Consider the following 23,000-nt stretch of genomic DNA (forward strand, 5'->3'; position numbering starts at 1 on the left):
CCGAAACGTACGATCCACCGCCAAATCGGCACGTGCGAGCACTCGATCTTGCCTTCTTCTTGAACCCCCTCCCCCTGATTCTTTGGAGATGCACTAATAGACCCACTAGCGGCCGCTTCTGACCGTTAGGATTGAATGCTAGTTTTCGATGGCAGAGCCCGCAGAAGAGCCATGAGTAATCGGCGAGCATATCTCGAGCGGCATCTATCCGACGAGGAATTACACGACGCGATCAAGAAGGCGGACGATCGACGTGTCGTCCGCCGTCTCTGTTTCGTGCGGAATCTCTACGCAGGCGATACAATCGAAGAAGCTGCCTGGCGTGTCGGAGCGACCCAAGGAATCGGCAGTCAGTGGCTTCAACGATGGAACGAAAACGCCCAAAATGGATTGATCCCGGGCTTCGGGGGCGGCCAGCCCCAGAAGCTCTCCCTCCAACAAGCACGAGATTTCCAACGCCTCCTCGAAGACGGCCAACCCTGGACAACTGCCGAAATCAAACAGCTGATCGAAGACGAGTTCGGAATCAGCTATCATTCTGGCTCTATCCAGCGACTGCTCCGTAACACCTACCGTATGTCCTACGCGATTCCACGTCCAGAGACGCCGTCCCGACCGGAGAATGCAGAAGAACTGCTCTCCGAGCGCCTCTTCCAGGCGCTCGGCGAGACAGCAGATGACTCTCTCGAGGAGGCCGCTGATCCCGGCTATATTGGGCTTCTTTCGACGCGTCGTGGCCGATGCTGACGGATAATAAGCATCGAGTCTGGGCGTTCGGCACGCCCAGACTCGTCAAACAGATGCCGCAGGTGAAAACCGCCGCTGTTGGCTTCTAACCCGTGAACGGAACGAGCGTGCTCCGATCACTAGAGTCGTTGCATAAAGAGCGGATCGGCGAGGTGTTCGAGACGATCCGCGAGCAGAATCCGACCGGTCGGATTCTACTCGTCTTGGACAATTTCTCCTCGCACACGTGTACCTACACACGTGAGAAGGCCGAAGAACTCGGTATCTCGCCGGTGTTTCTTCCAGTTGCCTCGCCGCATCTCCAACCAATCGAGCCGGTCTGGAACAGCCTGAAACGGTATCTCTCCCCGATATCGACCGAGAGCGCGGACGAGTTCCGCGCTCTCGTCGAAGCAACGTTCCTCGAACTGACACAGCGACTCAGCTCCTTCATCGACATCAATCGCTTGTGCTAGACCCTAACGGTCAGAGTGGTACCGAATGTTCAATACTGAAAGTCGTTGAATTAGATAGTACCTATTACGGACAATATGTGGCTACCTTTATATTTTGAGTGGACATATACAGGCACAAAGTATGGGGAGAGTTAACACAGCCATCCGTCTTGGTCAACACGGTGGGGTAAAACCACTTCTTGATGAGACGGCCAAATACATCCATGAAGAGATTGTTAAAAAAGTTATCCGTCTACTATCCCGACTTGACGATCCTCGCCCGCTATATCGCAAGTATGTGGCCTTCAGGCGCCGGCTTCAGCCACAAAAATTCACCGATGCGGACCCATTCAAGATCATCTGGGTAGATCCATCGGAAATCGAGTACGGCGAGAAAACTACAACAGGGTATGGATGGGGGCGTGTTGAAGATGGCAATTGGGACCGATCCACCGAACTAATTGAAGGACTAGAGGGTATCACCGCCCATTTCAAACACGGCGTGCCCTGGACCGAAACGCAGCGATTCCAAAAAAAGGTAAATCGAATTCGGCGTGGGAAGACATCAAAAGGATGTGCAAGTGCTGAAGAGCTCGAAGCAAGGTATAAAGAGATCGATAAACTGTACGAGACGATCCGAAAAAATGGGTACCAGCCCCAACGCACAATCATTAAGGAAAATCCTTTAAAACACTCCCACTTGTTTTATAAATCGGGAGAAATTTTGCATCCTGAATTGGACGAAGTCAAAGTAACAATCGGCCGTGATGGTCAAATCTTACACAGACACGATGGTAGACACCGTCTCGCTATCGCGAAGTTATTAGATATTGAATCAATTCCGGTAGTTGTTAGGACACGCCACCTCCATTGGCAGGAGGTACGAGACGATTATGTTAACAAAATGAAGGGTAAAAGAGATAATTCTGATCGTTTCTCTCTTTATAAATGCCATCCCGATTTATACGATATTACCCAAGGTTCGACGGAGAAATAATTACGTGAATTATTTTTTCAACCGATATTCGCTTCTCTACATGGTTTGCCCACAAGACACATATATTGAAATGGATATTCGAAAGGTGAACGTATGGAGCCAATTAATAGCTTACAGACACAGCATCAGACCCTTCATTCGCGATTTAGGTACAACGATCGGCAATTAGAACACAGGGATCAAAATATAAGCGGTAGCATCCGATTTCGTTCTTCACGAAATTGTTTGATAGTGAAGGGACCATTAAGAGCGTTTAGCGAACACATCCGGTGTAACTTAAAGAGTAATAGGGAATAACTATGAGTGACGAAACCGAACACAAGGGTTACAACAAACCTGATCACGGCGAGCAGGATTGGCACAACCCCCTAAATGAAAACTTTGTTCTCATCGATAGCGACATTCACGAAATCGAACAACTGATCGAGGAAAGCGGTGACATTGGGGCGACAGCAAAATTCGAGAAGTTCCTTCATGATCCGACTGAAGCACCGGTTAAGGGCCCGATCACTGAAGCGTTCAATGCCGGGTCACTGGATCACTATGGCGACGAATCTACTGATTTGGACCGGTGGAGTCTAGTCACCTCGGATATCGAGGGAGACCATATGCTTCGTTTCGATGCACCGGACGGCCTCTCCGACACCGAATCCTATCATCTTATCAGTGACGTTTCCGAGACCCATCGGGGATTTAGCTACTCCGCGTACGTGCGTGGCGAGGACAACGGCTCGAGAGGCGAGTTCGGCTTCGCCGTTCTTACCTCGTTCTCCGACGGTACGATCACAGATGGATTCGTCCTCAGAATGAACCTCGATCGAGATTCGATTGAGATCATGGAGTATAGCGATGGGTTTGTCGGTGGGACGACCGCAGACGTCAACCTCTCGGCAGACACGCTTTACCGCCTTGAACTCGATGTCGAGTTCGATGGTCGACTCATCGGCCGGATCTATGACACCGACGACAACGCATTGCAGGACTTGATCGTTGATCCAGAGCAGTCCGATGTCCACAACGGCGGCTTCGGCTGGTACGCTCGCGTCGGATCGGAGGATGAATGGGCCGAATATGACTTCCTGACAAAACAACCACTCGCATCGACACCCGCCCGCGTGAGCGGGACGTCATCGAACGGCGGCGGGTCGATCGAAGGGACGGCCGCTCTCTCAACGGATATTTTGGTTTACGAGGATAACCCAGGAGAGTACGTTGTCCTCGATGATAGTGGTGATATAGTGCATAGCGGGTCGAACGCAGTAACAGCGCTCCAACAGGGTATCGACGCAACGCCGACACGAGGCACGATCTGCGTCCGGGGCCACTATAACCTCGATGATGAGATAGAAATCACTGACTATAAACATCTCATCGGCTACGGCGCGCACTTCGAGTGCACGATGTCGAGCGACCCGCATATACAGTGCGTGGCTGGGACGGCCTCCTCAGGAATCGAAGTCACCGACATAGATTTCGGAGAAGAAGAGATACTCACACTGGAATCAACTAGTGGGATGGAGCCGGGCGATCTCTTAGAGTTTTACTCTGACGAGGAGATCGATCGGATCGGAACGGGCGACGAGCGTCCGCTGGGCGAACTGCATAAAATCCAGTCCGTTGATAGTGACCCCTTTTACGGTATCGCATCTGGCGAAGTCCTGTTGATGGACACAATGGAATGGGAGTATGACACATCCTACGACATCCACGTCAATCATATCCCAGCCGATAGCGTCACGATAGAGGGGCTTCGGATGACCGGCCCGGAACCGCGCGAGAACTACCGAGCAATTCGTTGCCGGCAGCTCGAAAATCCCGTTATTGAATCCGTCGATCTGGAGACGTTCGGCGGTCGGGGCGTTATGATGGATAGGTCATATATGGGCGAGGTTCGGAACTCCCGGTTTTCGGATATGCGCGAACAGGGCGCTGGCTATGGCGTTTCGGTTCAGTACGGCTCGGCGCATACGAAGATCCACAACTGTCGGTTTTACGAGAATCGTCACGGTGTCGCTCACGTCTCCGGTGGATCTAATTCGATGAACCGCCGGACGCACGTCTCCAATTGTCGGTTCCTTCGCGGACAGAGTTCGCAAATCGACACCCACGGCGACGAGTGGAACTGTCGAATAAGCGATTGTATGTTCTCGCAACCGCGTAACTTTGCCATCCATACCGGAGCGCGCGAGATCGTCATCGACGGCTGTGAGTTTTACTGCGGTGGGTCTGCTGGCCTCACTTCGGACCGTGGCGAGTGGGTCGATCAACGCATCATCTTCATCAACAACAAAGTCATTCGAGGTTCGCGGAACTGGCTCATGCGACTCGACGATGATGGTTACGACCTCATCAAGGTCCATAACAACGAGTTCTTTGACATCTCCGTCCCCGTTCTTCGCCCGACGACGAGCGAAAACATCGACCATATTCACTTCACTGACAACTTTATCAAGGGTATTAACAACCAAGTTCTGCATCTAGGGAACCTATCTGATGGGAAAATAGGCGAAGTGACAGTTTCGGGCAACTACTCGGAAAACTGCAACTCGACCATGTACCGATTCAGAAATATAAGAAACTTAAGGTTCACGAATAATGAGATGGCCACACAGAGTGGCTTCAATTATATGATCGAACTCGAATCGGTTTCGGATTCGTTCATTGCGAACAACGTATTCAGAGACCATGGGAACAAGGGAGGGATCGAACTAAACGACGCTGAAGATTTCCAGAGCGAGAATAACGTCATCATGGGCAACGTTGGATATGATTTAGGTGACGATGTTATCGAGAATTCGTCGGCCGGTTCCCACGAGATCCTCAATAATTTCAATTTCTAGCTTCTAAGTTCGATATTCGTCGGATTTTTAGAATTGGCCATACTCTCAGAAATATTATGTAGGGCGCGCCAAATTCTACGGTTAAATACCCCTTCTCTACCCATGAGGAGAAAGTCGCGACTTTTTGGCCGGATCTTCTACAAGGACCACTTACTAATGGCTGACAATAAATTTAACGATCGGCCTACCATCGTATGATATTATCTTAATTTTCCCAACTAGAAATCATAGGGCTTATATCGGTTATTGGGATGTCATGTATATGTATCATTGGTGTTTGGTTAAGCACAGGATGGCCTCGTGAAGGCACCAGCCACTCATTCATTGAGAAATTGGCGTGATTTCTCTGTTGACGAGCGTCACATGAGAGTGAGAAGAGTTCGGGTATCACAACCTCTCCCACGCAGTCTACCACGATAACTTTGTCAACAGAGCGAAGATTCTTGGTTCCTCCACTTAACCGAACATCGATAGATATATAACCTTTGATATATGTCCCAATATGATTTGTATCCAAGACGTATTAGGCACATCCATCAAAGTGAGGTATCGATGTGTATTGGACACGAGAACGTTTACAAAGCTTGAAAACCAATGTCTTATTAAAGTGGCCTAGTGAACCGATGAAAGTTGATAATTTAGAACTAAGCGGGATTAAACAAAATTGAGAAGACACTACACAACAATGTTAAACCATACTGTTAGTGTTATATTACCAACATACAATCGACCAGAACGCTTGCGATGCTCCGTTAAAAGCGTTCATAACCAAACCATCGATAATATTGAGTTAATCATCGTTGATGATCACTCTACACCATCGGCTAAAGAAGCGATTTCAGATGTTGATCTTAGTAGTATTTCAGATATAGTTTACTTGAGGCATGATCGAAATATGGGACAGAACGTCGCAAGAAACACCGGAATCAAGGAAGCAGGGGGAGAGTTCATCGCCCTCTTGGACGATGATGATATTTGGTTAGAAGAGAAGCTGGAGCGACAACTAAATACGTTTCAACAATCAGATGATAAAGTTGGGGTCGTATTTACCGGGCATAAGCAAGTAAACGAACAGGGGGAAATCATAGGCTATAGTTCGTCCGACGCAAGCGGTGATCTAACCGAATATATACTCTCCGGTGGAGAACTATCGCCGACATCGGGTATCATGGCCCGGATGGAGGCAGTTGAGAAGGGGGGACTATTTGATGAGAACTGTCCGCTTTACACAGATAAGGACTGGCTTCTCCAGCTATCTACCTCTTGCACCTTCGAATCCATTCCTGATCCGCTTTTTATTAGACGAATAGGATCGCCAGATCGCATTAGTAATAACTTCGAAATGAAACGTGATGTCGCGATTCCATACTGGATCGAGAAATACCGATCAATGGCTAGAGACCACGGTTGGGTCTGTGAGCGAAGGTTTATGTCCCAGATGATGTTTCATGTTGGTAGATCAGGTGTGAAATACAAATATTTTTCTGACGCCAGGAAATACCTCTTTAAATCAATTCTTTACTATCCATTTCGTTTGGGACCTTATCTGTACTTTACAGTAGCACTATGCGGACCAAAGGGATACAGGCTAGGAATGAAGTACAAAAAGCTAGCTCTAAAACTAAATAAATAAATTGAATACGCAGAATGATTATTATTCTATAAAAAAGTATTGATGTTGTCGATCCCTTATCAATATATAAATATTCTTACTCTCAGAAGTGATGAGAAATGCCAACCAAATAAATGGAGCGGTTGAAATTTGTTTAGTATGAACACTTCACAAAAGCGTTAATTGAGGCGTTCACTTGCTGTGAAAGCGATAATCGGACCCGTCCTTGAGCAGACGGCATCAACAGAATATCATGTTTGCTTTTGTGACGGAGATTGTTGGTAAGTCATAGCGCGATTTCGAGGATGGTTTTAATGCTTCTATCCCTAGTCTTCGTAGAAGCGGCGGCGGAGGTGAAAGGCTCAGAGGTATGGTGTGGATTCATCCTTTGAGATACCTCATAAAGTAAGAGCCAGGATCGCACCAGCTGGTCATGGCTCTTGCAGGTACTCAGTGGACGTCTCCATCAACGTACTCGTCGTCACAATGGACGACCTATTCACCGGTACGCTTATCCGTAGAAGATTGTTGATACAGTTCGGTTCGTTCCTGACTGAGCCGAGGTTTGGATGTAGAGCGGTTCGTAGCCCATAGCTCAACTCTTGGCACTTAGCGGAAAATCGCAAGACTGCGCTCCATCAATCATGTGCTACGCAAGAGCGTCACCGGTAAAAGCGTGTCCTCATCCAGAGGTTCTCCGCGCGACGCTACGAGACACCTACTTGAATAGAACATCGTTCGTCGGGTGGCGTGTTCGCGTCACCCATGCCCGCTGTGACTTCCATCTACTGCAATAGTTGACCCAATCCTCAATCTAAGAGCGTTTTCCCTACGAACACATCACTTATGATTGGTTTCTAGCCAGCGAGTTTAGTTCCCGTATAAGTGTTAGTTTTGTATTAGAAAGTGAGCCGGTATTATCAATCCTGACAACCGTTAATCCACGTTCTTCAGCCAGTTTTCCAACTGTTGAAACACACTTGGCCATAGTTGCAAACCGCTTTTTCCGCGAGTATTCCGAAAGCTTCTTCATGCTACTCGGTAGCCCCTCGGGTCGTCTCCGCGCCCTCTGATATCCTACCTCAGGTCTGACATCAACATGTACCAAGATCCTCGGCAAAGGGACCACGTTCATGTATTGGTCGACCAACCGCTTCTCAGGTTCATCGTTTCTACGTGAGAACATCGAAACCGCACCCATCGCGAATCCTTCATCAAAGACAATTGATGAGTCCTCGTCTTTGATAGCACCATAATGCACAGCTCTTCTGATCAACAATCGACGAACGCGGTCATGGTCGTCAACCTCGATTTCTTCTATGATTTGTTCGACAGTCTGTGCGAAATCCGGGTACTCAGTTGCGAAATTGTGGTATGAGTATACAGGCCTATTTCGGAGTCGTGGATATGCACGTAGAACATTTCTTCCAATTTTCCCTGGCAAACGTAAAAGCAATGGCATGATATTCTTCGCGGGTCCATCCATTACCGACTCAAAATAAACGTCCCTTGCGGCGCGTGCGTCTGGAATATTCCGAACTGCGGTTTTCGCGAGCGTTGATTTTCCGCTCCCAGAGATACCAATGAACTCGTAGTTGGAAGGGGAGGTCATGACGATGTTGTTTTGTTACGTGATATAAATCAGTTTGCTTCTTCAGAACCACTTTACTATTCATAGTTAAACAATATTGGACGTCAGCTCCTTTGTAGTTTTAGCTTTTTTTAGGGTATTTGTACAATATGTTACCTACAGGATGGTAGATTTTTATTACAAATTAACCCATTTTTTTCATAGGACTTTTCTAAATTGATAAGGTAATTTATTAACTATTCGTTCGAGGACTCACGATTCTCAATCGCATAAAGGTTGAACCCACCGTTGTCCTGCACACGGTTAATACCTGGCTCTTGTTCCAGATAGTCTAAGTCCTCATCTGACCAACGGAGGCCGTTTATCACTTGGGTTTCATATATACGGTCTCTTTCCTTCACGTATAAGTATGCATATTCGCCATAAAAACCATGTAGGTCTCGTTGGTTCTCTATTTCGTCCGCACGTGACTCATCATTCGCAAAGTGATCAGGGACATTTTCTCTTCTGTAATCATCTTCGTAAGACCGATCAGTGTCATAGCCTCGTAAAACCGCATCCTGATACCGATACAGGTTCCTACGCATTGTGGTGTGTAGGGCTTCTTCATCCGCTATTTTAAGGGCGATGCTGTGGCCTTCTAAAGTCTGTTCTGGCACATGGTGTGAATCTTGATATATGTATGGCGAACCATATATAACCGGGACAGTCATTGATAAACATATTATTATGAAAATAATCGCAATCGGTTTTGTTTTGTCCACGGAGAACCGAGAAGCCAGAAATTTCAGTATTTGACCAACGGCGAGAGCACCCATGATCGTCACCATCGCCATAAGAAACCCATAGTGGCGCATATACTGGTCAGATAGGCTGCCTAAAATATAAACGAAAAACAGAGCCGACGTGACAAAGAATCCAAATGTCCAAAAAGCAAAGACGAGATTAGTAGCCCTTGATTTAAAAGAAATCGGCTGGACGAGCGATTGCAATCTTTCAAACCGAGTGAAGAACGTAGTAGTAACGCTAGCACCCATCAAGAGGGCACAGATTGCACAGTAAATTACGCTAATAAGAAATAATTTAATGAATATCTCTTCTATGGTGCCGCCAATTGCCTCAAGCGAAACTCCCCTTGTTTGAACGCTAGCCGCTGTTTCCGTATCGATAAACATAGAACCGATCATGCGGCTGAAGTTCCGCTCAAAGCGTTCGGCGATGATCGCCTGAGACCAAATCCAAAAGAATATGACAATGAGACTTGCGTGTATGTAAATCGGCATCACAGTCCCAGTCGTGGACAACTCGGTACGCCAGAAAGTGGCGTAGAGGAGGTGCGCGCCCGCAATTCCGAGGAATAAAAGAATGAGGCTGGCGGCATGCTGCGGATGCAGAACCACCATAGAAAATGAAACCAATATTAACAGTAGCGAAGTCCGATGATCCTGCTCCAGCATCACGAAAATCAAAAGGAAGAGAGCTAGCGTGACGTACAAAATCGCTTGGGCGGATGGTTGGGGTTCTACCCGACCCTGAATGTGATTTATAGGGAGAAGCAACATTCCCGAGAATAGGGCCATTCCGAGAATCCAACGATCATTGGAGAATAACCGAGCCGTCAATACTGAAAATATAATAAAAGTGAGCACAAAAGCCGGTACGACGATAAGGAATGTCCTGTTGAGTTCGACTCCGGTAGCCCCACTCAGGAACACTGTAACAGTGTGAATGAACGGATACTGCGAGTTGGTTATCTCGTTAACACCATACGCAAACTCCCGAGTGGCTCCTAAGTGTGAGAGGGCGTCGCTCTCCGCTTGGTAGTACCAACCGCGAATTCGTGGGAGCATTACTATACTCATGAATGACAACAGTCCAAGAACATACGATGCGCTTCGGATGGGACGCTTGCTTGCTGAAAAAGCAACGACGGTTGCGATGACTAGCGCTGCCATAATCGAGATCCAGTACGAAAACGGGGTCCCTTCTACATTGTGAACTGTACCATATATCGATACTTCGTACCCCGCTGCCGGATTAAGATGAGCTATTAAAATAGCCGCGGAGGTGAAGATGAAGCCTACTGTGAGAAGAATTCCATGGATTTCAGCTTGGGAAACGGAGAACCGAGTCCGTTTTTTATATTTCATAATTTATTATAATTATATATTGGTAGTAATATGAAATAATTCACTGTACCACCATTCTCAAAGATGATCATTCCTCAAGTCGCAAAGTATCGTCTGAGAATAAAAACATAGCGGTTATATTCCCAGCATGAGGTTCTATCAAAGTGACCCAGTCTGTCATTCAGGTCAGTGTGAGACGCAATCACTCTCCCAAACTAAAAATGTTCTACACCAAATATTCTTGAGTAGACTTTCACTCATTACTCTGGCTCATCTTTATCAGTCGTAACATTTAGTTGTGAGTATTATACGATATTTAATTATGTTGGTATCGAACGAATCGGTTCCGGTATTTTCTTCGTTGCTTGAGGGTGATAGAGGGAAAGAACAACCGGTATCTCTTCAATTCCCAGTACCTGAGAGATCGCGAGCCGATGGCGACCTCCTCTGAGGTGAATCAAACGCCCCTTTCGGTCCATACCGACGATAATTTCGTCGGGAATCGTTGCAGACCCGATCTCATGACGGCCATCATTCAGGGGTGATTCGGAGCGGTAAAGCTCTGATTGGTAGCCGTGATTGTGGATCGATTCTATCAGCTCTTCGATTTCTGAGCACCGACTTTCGAACCTCTGCTGGTCATCGCTCTTGGCGAACAGCGGCGTTTCGTCCCATGCACTATCGTTTTTGAGTACAGTTTCGATGGACCGGTAGACGTAGTGGCGACTGAAGCTCATTTTAAACCGGTCCCAAGGACCTCCCGCCGCCCCCCGGACTGCATCGCTTCCAAAGAGTGGAAAGGCATTCGGCGGGATTAATTTAATGTAATCAATATCGATGGGATCCACCTCTATGACGAAAATTCGATTAGACGGGTTTCGCTTTGAGGATAAACGAGTGTACCTCGTCACCGGCCAGAGTACTAAAGACGAGTAGCCGAACATTGCGTATTGTCTAAGACTCATTTACGAACTCCAAGTCCGGGTGATTGCCCACGCGAGCCCCTTGTCTCGCTTTTTCACGCGTCCGCTGCCACTCACGGTGTCTAACGGCTACCCGGACGGGTATCGAGTCGAGATGCAGGATTTTTGCGATCGATAATCTATGTTTGCCGTCAAAAAACAATAACCTGCCGTCACGGCCGATATCGACGGTTACCTCGTCTTTTTTGAGATGTGTGAATCTGCGCAAGAGCCGGTACAGACGTGTTTGTTTTACCGCCCCCTTATTTTTGAGTTGTTCTTCCTGTGTGAGGTAAGCGCCACTTTCGATTGCAGCGTAGAGGTCGTCGAGTTCGTTACACTTGTTCCGAACTTCAACGACACTACCACAACCCCATGCGGAAGTCCCATTATCAATGAGAGCCATGACCTCCCCGATGAATGGCGTAGATTCCCATGGTATTCCATTGACAAAATGCGCTTCCAAGGATGGATAGATCGGCTTTTGAACGTTATCGTAGAACGTAGCGGATTCAAACGCTAGCGATTTTTTGTCCCAGTCACCTTCCTTTACGGTTCCTGCGGCCTCCCATTTCTGAAATGGTCGAAGTGAACAATATTGAATGTCTCCCGGATTGACCCAAATAATACTGAATATTTCCGCGTCTGTATAGTTGTTCGACAAGTGGGATAAGGCTTTGATATAATATGGATCTGAAGGCGGGTAATATTTTATCGAGGTAGCGAGGAACTTCGCTGCATTAAACAAATTCATGGGAGTTGTTTATAGAGACACCCGAGGTGATTGAGTCGTTCGTTCACCCTCCCAAAATCTACATTTTCGACTCCCTTTGACGGTCCAGCGACAATCTCTCGACACTCGCCTTGCTCGTAAACAAGCCACGTGATTATCACCAGTTGGTCTGTGTAAGTTCCCGAAGTGTGCCCCCACGCACGGATCGGTACAGGACAGGATTGTCCCCCAACGATATCCCCGTCGTCCGATGTAACGACGGTTATTCCTCTAGCTTTGTCCATAAGCTCTCGAACTGGTTCGAAACACCGTATTAGATTGCTCACATACGCCTCCTAAACGCCGTCTCTCGGCACATAGCGTTCGCCGTATACATAGTTACGAATCGACTCCTAGACAGCTACCGTATAGGGATTTGTGTTGAGCACCGATTTGTTCGATGGTGAACTTACTCATCGCGTGCTGAAAGGCGTTTTCGCCCACCCGATTTAGATCCTCGTTTAACATTGTTTCGATACACCGAGCAAGGGCTTCATAATCCCCGACTGGATAGAGATAGCCCGTTTCTCCGTTCGTTATGACCTCCGTCACCCCAGCTATTTCGGTCGATACGATCGGAAGTTTCGCCGCGCTTGCCTCGACGTGGGTCGTCGGAAGTCCCTCGTTCTCGGATGAGGAGACGAAGACGTCCGCTACGGAGAAATACGGTTCGATTGCTTCGACGTAACCCGTAACGGTAATACACTCCTCTAGGCTTTGTTCTGTGACTCTCTTCTCGATCTCTTGCCGGCAAGGACCATCGCCAACGATGTAGAGATGGACTTCGTCGTCAATAAATCGCATCGCCTCCACCAGATCCTGTTGGCGCTTTTGCTTGACGCAGCGAGCCACGTTCAGTAGGATTCGCTCCCCGTCGTGTTGTGCTTCCAGATCTGTCGTATCGGCAGCCTCTACACGCTCGCAAAATCCCTTGACATCAATCGCGTTGTAGATTACTGTCATTCGGTTCGAATCCGGATACGACTCGCGAACGCCCTTCGAGACGCAAACGATCCGATCCGAAAGTCTACCTGTCACCCGTTCAGCAAGGCGTTTCGGCCTTGTTTTGTGATCTCGAACGTTGTGATACGTTGCTACTTGAGGGATACGAATCCGAGCACACGCCAGCCGACCGACAACATGCGAGAAGGGCAGGTGGGAGTGTAGCAAATCGATCTCCCGATCCTTCAGAACGCGAGAGAGTCGCCACGTGGCGCGAGGAATCGACATCGTCGAAACGCTGGTCCCGAGGGAAACAACATCGATATCGCTTTCCTCGAGATCGGAGAACAACTCGCCGGTTGGGTTCGCGACGATCACGATCGGCTCAATGCCCTCGTATCCCTGCATTTCGATTGCCAGGTCCTTTACTAGACGCTCTGCCCCACCGGACCGAAGATCGTTGATCAAGAACGCCAGCTGAAGTGTCATACTGATCCACCATCTTTAATTGACTCAGGGATAGAAACGCTGCGGAAAACCTCCTTGTACGTTTCAGCACATCGTTCCCAGTCCAGACGCTCGGCCGAGTCGAGCGCACCCTCCTCGAGATCCTGACGTAGCTCCGGTTCACTGATCAGCTGTCTCATTCGTTTCGCGATCGCACCGGCGTCTTTCTGCGGAACGACATACCCGTTTTCGCCCTGTTTGACGACGTCTGGGATCCCACCAACTTCTGTGCCAATGACCGGGTTGCCGGACGCGAAAGCCTCGGCGATGACCGTCGGCATTCCTTCCGTGTCTCCCGACTCCGCTTCTATCGATGGAACGACTACGAAATCGGCCATGATGTACTGTTCGATGAGCTCTTTTTCGCTGACCCATCCTTTGAATGTGACGTAGCCGTTGAGGTCGAGTTTGTCAGCGTAATTGTGTAGCTCCTCTTGGAGCGGCCCCCTGCCCACGATCGAGAGGTGGAAATTATCTACTTCCGGGCTGACAATGGTCATAGCATCAAGCAAATAATCAACGCCTTTCTTTTCAGCTAGTCGTCCGACAAATAACCCCTGAATCTCGCCATCAACGCCGGTATCAACCCGTAGCTCCGATTTCGAGGAAACGTCATACTCGTTAACATGGGCACCCATCGGTTGAATCTGAAATTGCCCATCAACAGGAACGGTGCCGCCTCCGATTTCTAAGAAACAATCTCTGATATGTGTGCTGACGGGAAGAATCATATCTGACCGCTGGTAGACGTAGTTAACGATCAGCCACCCAAACGGTACTTTTTGTAATACGAGAACACCCCTGGCGTGTAAAGTTAGGACATGTGGAATACCCAGTACTGACGTTATAAAAGCCCCGATCAGTCCATTCGGGAGCAACCAGTGTGAGTTCACAACATCGACGTTTTCCTTCCTGATGACCCAAATTGTATGGAGTAGCAACGATAATATAAATATAGGGGCTTGAAATATCGCCAGCAGATTGGTCTTCATCGATGGAACGATTCCTCCCTTTCCTTGGAAGGCCAGTCTCTGATATCGAAATGGGACGAAGTACGGAAATCGATAAACAATTATACCCGAAATCGTTTCTTTTCGTCTTGCTCCAGGATAGTGTGGTGCAAGTACGACAATGTTCAAGTTATCACTTTGAAGTGCCTTCGTCAATTCAAACATAAACTGTGGAACTGTGTCCCCCTCCCAGCGGAGAAAGGTCGTTGCTAGTACCAGTACGGTCAGTTGTTCATTACGCATTATATACGATCCTGTAGTCGTTCGTGTTCGTCACAACCCTCTGTTGAATACCTGACGCCTCTTTTCCTCTTCCAATATGAATGTTGCACTCTGAAATAGCACACCAACAGTTGGACCTAGATCCTTTGAAGAGAACACTCCATAACATATCTGGTTTTCTAACTGAGAGGTTAATTGGTGGATACCACATATCAGTCTTTCTTGTTGGCTTGCCCAAAACAGGCCGCTCGGTAGAATCCATCGGTACAGCAAGTCGGTGTCGTAGTCGATGACCCGGTCTGGTATCTCCTCGTCCATCGCGAGTCGGACCAGAAGTCCCGGGATATCGACACCTGATCGAATCGTGAGGCCGACTGACATCCAGAAGCGCGGATTGACCTCGAGGAGTTTGTACGTCGCGTCATCCGGATCATAGAGCACGTCCATGTGCGCCGGTCCGACCCAATTCACCTCCCGTAGAATCCCGAGCATCCCGTCTACCCACGGCTCGACAGGGACACTCTTGGCCTCCACGGCAGGACCTCCGGAGACGGGGTACTGTTTCGTCTCTTCGTAGACGTGAACAGCAACCGGTTCGGAGTTCTCATCGAACAGCGTTCCAATGCTGAAGTGTCCCCCCTCGTGGCTAACGTACTCCTGAATGATCGGAACGCCATAGTCGCGTTCGACCTCTGTGTACGCCCGTTGCATTTCGTCCGCGGACTCGACTCGGACGATCCCTCTCGACCCCGAAGCGCGTCGAGCGCGCACCAGCGCCGGATAGGAGACTTCTTCCGCGATCGTCTCGAGTGGTGTATCCTCCGGGAAGTACGTCCGCGGGACTGGCGTTCCGGCGTTTTGGGCGAGCCTGATCGTCTCCCCCTTGTCGGCGAAACGCTCGATCTTTTTCGCATCGGCGAGGTAGAGCGAGGTCAGCGGATCGAACCGATCCCGGTGTGTCGCGAGGAGCCGCGTCGTCGCATCGCGCGTCGGAATCACGACGTCGTAATCGGTCCGTCGGAGTTTCCGCAGGAGTGCATCGACGAAGCCCGCCGGTTTCTCATCGGGAGACGGATACGATATCGTTCCGTCTACGTGCTTCGAAAAGCGCGTCAGATTCCACCGAAATGACTCACCGAGGTGGATCGAGTACCCCCCCTCTCCCAGCGATCGCGTGACCGACAGACTCGAAAGCGTCCGACCGTCGAGGACCAGCACCCTCGTCTCGGTCATAGCCTAGTCTCCTTCGTGATCGCTACCGTTCGATCGATCGACGTTCGAGCGGTTCTACACATCGTAGAGGCTCACCCTGATCTCTGAGCTACTGACTCCGGCTCTCGACCCCTCCTCACTAATGGGTTTGCACATCAGTACCTGTTTGTCGATCTCGATCCAGTCCTCTCCTGGTCGTTTCTCGAGCGCGCCGACCAGGAGGTCGTAACCCTTCTCTCTCGAGACACGTCGGATCGTCGCGAGCAGGACGTCGAAATCCGTCTCCTTGCGGTATACCACGTCGAGTATTCTGCCTTCGGTCACCGTATCGTTTCGCTTCGGGCCTACGACCGCGAACCCGGAGATCACACCATCCTCACGAGTGACGACCACGTCGCAGTCCGGGTAGGATGTCATGTGATCGATCTCCGCGGCCGTACGCGAAAACGAAACGGTCCCTTCCGCAAACCGTTCCTGATACAGCGAGCAGACCTCGGAGACTTCCGAAGGCGTCAACCGGTCCGTTCGTTCCGCGTTTCCGGTCGGGCCATCTTCCTGACCGAATTCCTTTACGTCCCGCTTGTATGGGAGCACGGTGGATAGCGCCACCTTTCCAACGGATCTGAACGTTTTTAACCGATCGCGGTTGCTCACGCCCTCAATGAGCTCGTCGATCGCGGATTCGTCGGGTTCGAGCCACACCACGGGGTCGACCCCGTTCGCAGGCTTCCCGTTGAGTATTTCGGTGACGGTTACCGTTCCATCGTGGAGCCGAATACCGACGCGGTCGGTCACCGCTGACGGGAGACGGCCGGCGAGTCTCGACACACCGGTTACCCGCTGGGCGTACCGTTTGATCACGGCCCCCGGTGAGAGCACGTTTACCCATAGTGGGACGGGACGACACTCGAACCCGCGTCGTTGATTCGCCTTGTAGGTCAGGTTCTCCTTGCTGTTGTACGCGAGGAGGACGTCTGCACCCTGTTCCAAACAAAAACGTTGAGTCGCGGCATGGAGATCCGAATAGTGTCCCCGTCCGCGATAATTCTCCTCGACTGCTCCGTCACCCAGGAGAAAGCCCTTGATCCGTTTCCCAGTACTCCCACAGCACAGCTCCTTCTCGTATAGCCGTCGATGTGCGATCACGCGGTCGTTCGAGGTCTTGTAAAAGACGTGATCGCTGGCGTCGAAACCGGGGTAGGCGTGATAGCGCCAGCGATAGTACCGACTGTCTCCCCACTCGTCGAACGCCGAATTGAGCAGTGCAAGTGACTTCTCTATCGGAGGAAGTCCTCGCTCGACATCCACCATCGTTTTCTCGATGCTAGCCAATCGGTTCATTTTCCGTTCGTATAGAGGTTCCTATCCATAGAGACGTCACCTATTCGAACAAAGAGACGTGCTGCCTGCGAGCGCGGCCGAATGTAGAATCGATGGGGGGATCTCATGGTTCGAAATCGATTCGTGAAAGCCCGTATCACTCAATGAGAACTTCCTGTGAATCGTCCTGATTTCTCATCGGTCTATGCATCGAATCGGTAACGGGCGGTCCGTTTACACTGTCCTACCGGGGGAACGTGAACCAGTAGCGGTAACCGAATAGCTCAGGCGAGAACCCCGTGGACCAACCGGTCCCTTGATTGCGACTCGCCGAATCGGGTATCGACGTCCGTCACCCGACCGAACCAGTACTCCCGCTCGCGTAGCAGGTCGATAGTCTCGGCGAACAACTCAGCCGAGTGATCCAGATTGCGTTTCATGATGAACCGTTTCGGGTGACCCAGTCTATCGTGTGAATCAGTTCGGAAGAGGTCCTGTAGATGGACGTTGAACACGAGCGGGGCCGGAAGCGGGGCTCTTCGTAAGTAGTGTCGGTACGGTCTGCCGAGCAGTTTGATATAGCTCTGACAGATAGGGACCCTGGTGTACGGCGTCGCAGCGATCGGTATCTCCAGGAGCTCCTCGACCTCCGCCGGTCGGTACGGATGGAGTGGTTTGTCCAAATTGTTGTACACCCCCGGCCGGTAGGAGGGAAAAACGCTGGAATCGAACTGGAACCCCTCTTGTTCCAATATGGTGAATTCGCCCGGCTCGATGTTCCCCTGTGGCGCGCGGTAGCCGATCGGATCGGAGCCGAAGTGAGATGCGAACGCCTGTTTACCGCATCTCACCTCCTCTCTGAAGTCGTAGGATTTGCTGGTGTCGTGTCCGTACGAGTGGAGGTGAAACTCCACGTCGAGTTCCGCATCGAACTGGTCGATCACCTCCGGGAACCGCTCGAGCGTCCTTCCGACGACGAAGATACTGATCGGAATCCCGAGGTCATCGATCAAACCGATGAACTCCTCGATATACTCGAAGGTGAGATGATCGTAGCCCGGTTCATCGAAATACCAGTCGTTCTCGAGGTCGAGGGTCACACACGCGAGTTTCTCCTCACTCACGCACCTGGACCTCCATGCTCTCGTTCGCTTGCATGTCGAAGAGCATCGCGAACATGATGAACATACTACCCATGGTGAAGATCATCAGGCTCATCGCCCCCCGCATGAACAGCGATCCGTCCCCGGTAAACCACACGGTCAACGACCAGATGCCGAGCAGCACTCCGATACCCACGTTGGCCGCGCCGAAGTAATAGAATAGCGCTAGCGGGTGGAAGTCCAACACCAGGTATCGTGTCTTCAATCGCCAGAGGAAGTTCCAGAGCAACATCCGTGATACTTTCCGAATGTACTCCGAATACCGGATAGAACTCGCCTCCTCCCCGTAAACGGCGGGCATCGCGACGTCTGCAACGCGCATCCCCTTCGCGTTCAGTTTCACCAAGAGGTCGTTGCAGTAGCCGTAGTACTCGTACATCCCCTCAATGCCGACGTTGTCGAGGGCGCGGAAACTGATCGCGGTGTAGCCGTTCTGCGGATCCATCGTCTTCCAGTAGCCACTCGCGATCTTGGTCAGGAAGGTGAGTATCGCGTTCCCGACGAACCGGAAGGGAGGCATCTCCTCACGGAAGTCCTTATACAGAAGGCGATTGCCCTTCGCGTAATCCGCATCTCCCTCGACGATCGGATCGAGCAGGCGTGACATCTGCGAGAGGTCCATCTGGCCGTCCCCGTCGACGGTCACGGTGACGTCTATATTGTCCATCAGCGCGGCGAGGTACCCGGTCTTGATCGCCCCACCAGCACCCCTGTTCGAGATGTGTTTGATCGGGAGGACGCGGCCAATCGGCTCGGTGACGATCGCCCGATTCATGAGCAGTTCCTCGTTCTGTGTGAAGCCACCGTCCGTCTGGGCATTTCCCTGAATACTCACTTCGTGATCTGGTACCATCTCCGGCGGCACATCGCCCAGTTCGACGTCCTCCTGAGCCGACGCGAGTACCTCTTCCCAGGTTCCGTCGGTCGAGCAATCGTCGATAATGTAAACCCGATCCACGTACCTCGGCATTCCAGTGATCACGTCACCTATCAATCCTTCTTCGTTGTACGCCGGCACCACGACGCCGATGCTGTGATCGTTATACATGGATCACTCCCGTCGCGGTTGCCTGATCGTTTCGCCTTCTCATTCTTTGTCGAGATCTTCTACGCATTCATTTCCCTCCCCTGACAACCGATCCTATTCGGTTGTCATCCCCGCCACTGAGATCCCGAGTTATACCAGTCGCAGTATTCGGGGACCTGTGTCATCCGTTGTTCACCATACTGGTACATATATATACGAGACATTTTAGATCAAATGCGAATTAAAACGTGGTGTAACCAGTGGTTTAACGAGCGCATCCTTGAGGTATCGGGGAGCGGGACCCCAGGTAGTTCCTAATTAATCGAAGGATTAAACGGTGATCTCCAAAGGTCATCCCCCAGCCGTCATTCCACGTCCACCCAAATATGTAACGACCGGTAGGCGTTCTCCCGCGTCGGTTCGCTCGGCGGGTCGTCTTTGTACAGGAGGTACGTGAGGCGAAGGTCCTCACCGGTCATCGTCGGTGTCACCTCGTGTTCAATCATCTCCGATTCATTGTGGGCGAGCGTTGTCCCGAGCCGGTCGACCTCCTCGCGTTCGACAACCGTCGAGTCGTTGCCCTCGGTGTCGACTCGTTGGAGCTGGATCACCACGCTATACTCGACGGTCTCGTGTTCGCGATTCTCGATACCAGCGACGAGCGGCTGGCTCTCCCCGGAGACGAACTCCTCGGGGTAGCCCGCCGCGACGTACTCCCCGTCGTCTCCCTCGGTCACGAGGTAGAACTCGGTGAAACGTTCGCCCTGCTGTGGCGAGGCGATCGCGTAGCCCATCGTGGCGAGCGCGAGGACGATCGAGAGCGCGAGCGCGACGTTTACCGCCGCCTCGACCCTGTCATCTGGATCGAACAGCTCCGTTCGTGCGCGCTCGGTCCACGTTCGCCACGGAACGGAAAAGCGCTCGTCGGGCGAGAGCGCCTGTCGTCGCGCCGCGGCGACCGCGACGCAGACGAGCGTGAACCCGCTCAGGCTGAGAACGATCGGTCCGAATCCGAGCCCCCAGGGCGAAAAGGTAAGCACAAGGCCGATCAGCGGCACGAGCGCGACGCTCATTCCAAAGCCGAGCGCGAGCCGTTCGACCCAGTCGATCCCCCGGTTCTCGTCGATTCCCTCGCCGTCGGGCCTCGGCGACTCGCCTCGCTCCGGAAAGAGCGCCGCAATGAACGCATACCCTGGCAGGAAGAGGACGAACACAAGCCCCGAGAGCACGCGAATCGCCGACTCGTTCACGACCGGAACGAGTGTCGATGCGACGGCGAGAATGGTCAGAGCGACGACACCCACGAGGTCCGCTGGGAGCCTCCGAACCGGCTCAGGTATGAGCAGAGCGAGGTCCCGACGATTCATCTTTTCAAAATATCCCCTACTCGGTCATAAAACGGATGCATCGTCTACGACTCCGCGAAACGTTCGGCATCACCGATCGCCTCGTCTGCCACGTCGGTTGGCGTCGAATACGGTGCGTATACAGCGGTTTCGTATCGCGTTGTGAGCGACTTCAGGCAATCGATTTCCTTCTCCGAGAGCCCCTCTGCGAGGCAGGTCTGGTAGAACTCCCAGTGGGTCATCGCTTCCGATGGTCCGCGCCCAAGCGCGAGTCTCGCTGCGGCGTACGCGGACTGGATCGCTCGATCCGTCTCGCCCGCTCGAAGTCGTTTGCGTGCGGCGAGGAGGAGCGCTCTAATCGCCTGGGCGTTCGTCGTTACCCCGGTAGCACCGGGTAGCTCATTCTCCCCTTCGATCTCATCTTCGGTCCCCCGGGAGGCTCTCCGTCGGCTGATACCCACGGCGAGAGCCACACCCATAACTGCCACGAGTGCGGAGAGGAGAAGTGTGTCTCCCGAGACCGGGATGCCATACGAATCCAAGAGACCGTCTAAGCTGCCTGCACCATCCCCGTCGTTCAGGTCGAGTGTCATCGATACTTCCGCGTCTTCGATGTTGCTCCCCGGGTCCGCGTAGGTGACGGTTACTGTGGCGGTAGGTTCGTCGGGGAGGGTGATCGTTCGTTCGAACGTCCCCTCATCGGTAGTTCGGACCTCGGTTCTGGCCCCCTCGACGTCGATTTCGATCGTTTGATTGGGAAGCGCCTCGCCAGCCGTTGTGCTTAGTTCTCCCGCAATGATCGCGCCGTCTTCACCCGTCGGTTCGACGCGTACCTCAAGGTCACTTTGGGTTTCCGTGATCGAAACCGGCACAATCGCTTCCGAATTGGAGAGGGCTTGATCCTCCAGATCGGTAAGCACGCGAACGTCGGCATCCCCGGATGGGACGTTCGCGGGAACCGTCGTGTTTACTGTGAACGTCCCGTTCTGGGTCGTCTCCGTCCGATCGTACTCCTCACCGTCGACCACGAGCACCACTGGCACTGCGTCAACCGCCACGTCGTCCGCACTTACCGTGCCGTTCACCATGAGGTCGTCACCGAACGCCGCGCTCTCCGTGTTCTCGGTCACCTCGGTCGTCGAATCGACCTGTTCGACAGAGACCGGTACGGTTGCGTTCGATCCCACGTACGGAGACCCACGCTCCGGTACGTACTCGACTTCGAGCGCGCTCGCGTCAAGCGGGAGCACCGTCGGTCGGTACGGTACGCTGAACGAACCGGTGGCGGTGGTCGTCGTGCTCAGCCGTTGTCCTTCGATCTCGAGGGCGATCGGTTCGTTCGTTACCGGTTCTCCCTCGACGGTTTGTACCGTCCCTGAGAGCGTCATTGGCTCACGAAACGAGATCTCCGTCGGATCGCCATCTACGCTGAGCTCCGTCTCTACGAACTCCCGTTCTCTGACTTCAGAATGTTGACTGTCGATCTCGGAGCGGATGTTTTCGACCGACTCACGTTCAGCGCTCGTGTCCCTGCCCGTCTCCTCTTCGATACGATCGTACTCGTCGTCCGCGCGGTCGGCTCTTTCCTCGATCGAGGCAGCGAGTTCGTCGAGATCGCGGGCGAGGTCTCGAGCACGGTCTCCATCGCCGTCCTCAACCGCGTCTTGGTACTCTTCGTACGTACGCTCGTACGCCTCCACGTCGTCGGTGAGGTTGCGCTGGTTCTCCACCGCTTCCTCGAACTCCTCCGCCGTTCGCCGCTCTTCGTCCTCGGTTTCTTCGTCCTCGCTGTCTTCGACCTCCGCGTATCTCCCGAGCAGTTCGTCGTACTCCTCTCCAACGGCATCGCGTGCGCCATCATACTGGCGTTCGCTCAACAGTACGGAACTCTCACCGAGGCGGTCGTCGAGCCGGTCGCGTAACCACTGGCTGACGGCGCTTTCGTTACCCTCCACCTCTGCCTCGTCTGGGTGTTCGTGTTCGGTCGTCTCGTTCGACGGGTCGGCGACCCCGACTGCTCCAAAGGCTCCGAGGAGGCAGACACCGACGATGAGCACCGAGCCCGCGAGGACCAGACGCCGGTTCGATAACACTGAACGTTATACATCGAGGACGGTAAAACATCTTACTATCCGGAAGGTTCAACTAGCGGACCGAGTTCTATCAG

17 protein-coding genes are annotated in these 23,000 nt (G+C 51.8%); 5 read left to right on the plus strand and 12 right to left on the minus strand.

The features are described from left to right. The first annotated feature begins 171 nt into the window (after positions 1-171). From V2L32_RS18600 to V2L32_RS18620, 5 genes are all read left to right on the plus strand, one after another. Positions 172-747, plus strand: coding sequence for a helix-turn-helix domain-containing protein (locus V2L32_RS18600; RefSeq protein WP_331234057.1), 576 nt, complete (start codon positions 172-174; stop codon positions 745-747). A 92-nt stretch (positions 748-839) separates the two neighbouring features. Beyond that, positions 840-1,202 (plus strand): transposase, encoded by a 363-nt coding sequence (locus V2L32_RS18605; RefSeq protein ID WP_331234058.1) that lies wholly within the window; start codon positions 840-842, stop codon positions 1,200-1,202. A gap of 121 nt (positions 1,203-1,323) precedes the next feature. Beyond that, the gene (locus V2L32_RS18610) at positions 1,324-2,178 is read left to right on the plus strand and encodes a ParB N-terminal domain-containing protein (protein ID WP_331234059.1); all 855 of its coding nucleotides are present in this window, start codon (positions 1,324-1,326) and stop codon (positions 2,176-2,178) included. A 299-nt stretch (positions 2,179-2,477) separates the two neighbouring features. Then, positions 2,478-5,018 (plus strand): right-handed parallel beta-helix repeat-containing protein, encoded by a 2,541-nt coding sequence (locus tag V2L32_RS18615; RefSeq protein ID WP_331234060.1) that lies wholly within the window; start codon positions 2,478-2,480, stop codon positions 5,016-5,018. A gap of 685 nt (positions 5,019-5,703) precedes the next feature. Beyond that, the gene (locus V2L32_RS18620) at positions 5,704-6,651 is read left to right on the plus strand and encodes a glycosyltransferase family 2 protein (protein WP_331236637.1); all 948 of its coding nucleotides are present in this window, start codon (positions 5,704-5,706) and stop codon (positions 6,649-6,651) included. Positions 6,652-7,474: 823 nt separating this feature from the next. Here the strand turns inward: V2L32_RS18620 and V2L32_RS18625 are convergent. The 12 genes from V2L32_RS18625 to V2L32_RS18680 all read right to left on the minus strand — a co-directional run bounded on the left by V2L32_RS18625 (position 7,475) and on the right by V2L32_RS18680 (position 22,926). Further along, complete coding sequence (locus tag V2L32_RS18625) at positions 7,475-8,242, minus strand: hypothetical protein (RefSeq protein ID WP_331234061.1); 768 nt, start codon at positions 8,240-8,242, stop codon at positions 7,475-7,477. A 215-nt stretch (positions 8,243-8,457) separates the two neighbouring features. After that, the gene (locus tag V2L32_RS18630) at positions 8,458-10,176 is read right to left on the minus strand and encodes a hypothetical protein (protein WP_331234062.1); all 1,719 of its coding nucleotides are present in this window, start codon (positions 10,174-10,176) and stop codon (positions 8,458-8,460) included. Positions 10,177-10,670: 494 nt separating this feature from the next. Beyond that, on the minus strand, positions 10,671-11,198 hold the full coding sequence (locus tag V2L32_RS18635) for a hypothetical protein (protein WP_331234063.1): 528 nt from the start codon (positions 11,196-11,198) through the stop codon (positions 10,671-10,673). A 106-nt stretch (positions 11,199-11,304) separates the two neighbouring features. Further along, complete coding sequence (locus tag V2L32_RS18640; RefSeq protein WP_331234064.1) at positions 11,305-12,066, minus strand: ParB N-terminal domain-containing protein; 762 nt, start codon at positions 12,064-12,066, stop codon at positions 11,305-11,307. A gap of 357 nt (positions 12,067-12,423) precedes the next feature. Then, positions 12,424-13,515, minus strand: coding sequence for a glycosyltransferase (locus tag V2L32_RS18645; protein ID WP_331234065.1), 1,092 nt, complete (start codon positions 13,513-13,515; stop codon positions 12,424-12,426). Beyond that, positions 13,512-14,786: a glycosyltransferase family 4 protein gene (locus tag V2L32_RS18650; protein WP_331234066.1), complete on the minus strand. Its 1,275-nt coding sequence runs from the start codon at positions 14,784-14,786 to the stop codon at positions 13,512-13,514. Before V2L32_RS18650 ends, V2L32_RS18645 begins: the two co-directional genes overlap by 4 nt. A 30-nt stretch (positions 14,787-14,816) precedes the next feature. Next, positions 14,817-15,998 carry a carboxylate--amine ligase gene (locus tag V2L32_RS18655; RefSeq protein WP_331234067.1) on the minus strand — a complete coding sequence of 394 codons (1,182 nt, stop codon included), beginning with the start codon at positions 15,996-15,998 and terminating at the stop codon, positions 14,817-14,819. 54 nt (positions 15,999-16,052) lie between these two features. After that, positions 16,053-17,288, minus strand: a complete 1,236-nt coding sequence (locus V2L32_RS18660) for a hypothetical protein (protein ID WP_331234068.1) — start codon at positions 17,286-17,288, stop codon at positions 16,053-16,055. A gap of 293 nt (positions 17,289-17,581) precedes the next feature. Beyond that, on the minus strand, positions 17,582-18,397 hold the full coding sequence (locus V2L32_RS18665) for a polysaccharide deacetylase family protein (protein WP_331234070.1): 816 nt from the start codon (positions 18,395-18,397) through the stop codon (positions 17,582-17,584). Between the two features lie 16 nt (positions 18,398-18,413). Next, entirely contained in the window at positions 18,414-19,508 is a 1,095-nt protein-coding gene (locus tag V2L32_RS18670; protein ID WP_331234071.1) for a glycosyltransferase family 2 protein, read from the minus strand. 344 nt (positions 19,509-19,852) lie between these two features. Further along, on the minus strand, positions 19,853-20,854 hold the full coding sequence (locus V2L32_RS18675; RefSeq protein WP_331234072.1) for a DUF1616 domain-containing protein: 1,002 nt from the start codon (positions 20,852-20,854) through the stop codon (positions 19,853-19,855). Between the two features lie 44 nt (positions 20,855-20,898). Next, positions 20,899-22,926 (minus strand): HEPN domain-containing protein, encoded by a 2,028-nt coding sequence (locus V2L32_RS18680; RefSeq protein ID WP_331234073.1) that lies wholly within the window; start codon positions 22,924-22,926, stop codon positions 20,899-20,901. Positions 22,927-23,000: the final 74 nt, after the last annotated feature.

Origin of the sequence: Halalkalicoccus sp. CGA53 (assembly GCF_036429475.1) — an archaeon.
Taxonomy (GTDB): domain Archaea; phylum Halobacteriota; class Halobacteria; order Halobacteriales; family Halalkalicoccaceae; genus Natronorarus; species Natronorarus salvus.

Excerpts from the sequence above, each read along its gene's own strand:
- V2L32_RS18600 (WP_331234057.1), top strand. The coding sequence starts at position 172 with ATGAGTAATCGGCGAGCATATCTCGAGCGGCATCTATCCGACGAGGAA.
- V2L32_RS18610 (WP_331234059.1), top strand. The coding sequence starts at position 1,324 with ATGGGGAGAGTTAACACAGCCATCCGTCTTGGTCAACACGGTGGGGTA.
- V2L32_RS18615 (WP_331234060.1), top strand. The coding sequence starts at position 2,478 with ATGAGTGACGAAACCGAACACAAGGGTTACAACAAACCTGATCACGGC.
- V2L32_RS18620 (WP_331236637.1), top strand. The coding sequence starts at position 5,704 with ATGTTAAACCATACTGTTAGTGTTATATTACCAACATACAATCGACCA.
- V2L32_RS18625 (WP_331234061.1), bottom strand. The coding sequence starts at position 8,242 with ATGACCTCCCCTTCCAACTACGAGTTCATTGGTATCTCTGGGAGCGGA.
- V2L32_RS18630 (WP_331234062.1), bottom strand. The coding sequence starts at position 10,176 with ATGGCAGCGCTAGTCATCGCAACCGTCGTTGCTTTTTCAGCAAGCAAG.
- V2L32_RS18640 (WP_331234064.1), bottom strand. The coding sequence starts at position 12,066 with ATGAATTTGTTTAATGCAGCGAAGTTCCTCGCTACCTCGATAAAATAT.
- V2L32_RS18645 (WP_331234065.1), bottom strand. The coding sequence starts at position 13,515 with ATGACACTTCAGCTGGCGTTCTTGATCAACGATCTTCGGTCCGGTGGG.
- V2L32_RS18650 (WP_331234066.1), bottom strand. The coding sequence starts at position 14,786 with ATGCGTAATGAACAACTGACCGTACTGGTACTAGCAACGACCTTTCTC.
- V2L32_RS18655 (WP_331234067.1), bottom strand. The coding sequence starts at position 15,998 with ATGACCGAGACGAGGGTGCTGGTCCTCGACGGTCGGACGCTTTCGAGT.
- V2L32_RS18660 (WP_331234068.1), bottom strand. The coding sequence starts at position 17,288 with ATGGTGGATGTCGAGCGAGGACTTCCTCCGATAGAGAAGTCACTTGCA.
- V2L32_RS18670 (WP_331234071.1), bottom strand. The coding sequence starts at position 19,508 with ATGTATAACGATCACAGCATCGGCGTCGTGGTGCCGGCGTACAACGAA.
- V2L32_RS18675 (WP_331234072.1), bottom strand. The coding sequence starts at position 20,854 with ATGAATCGTCGGGACCTCGCTCTGCTCATACCTGAGCCGGTTCGGAGG.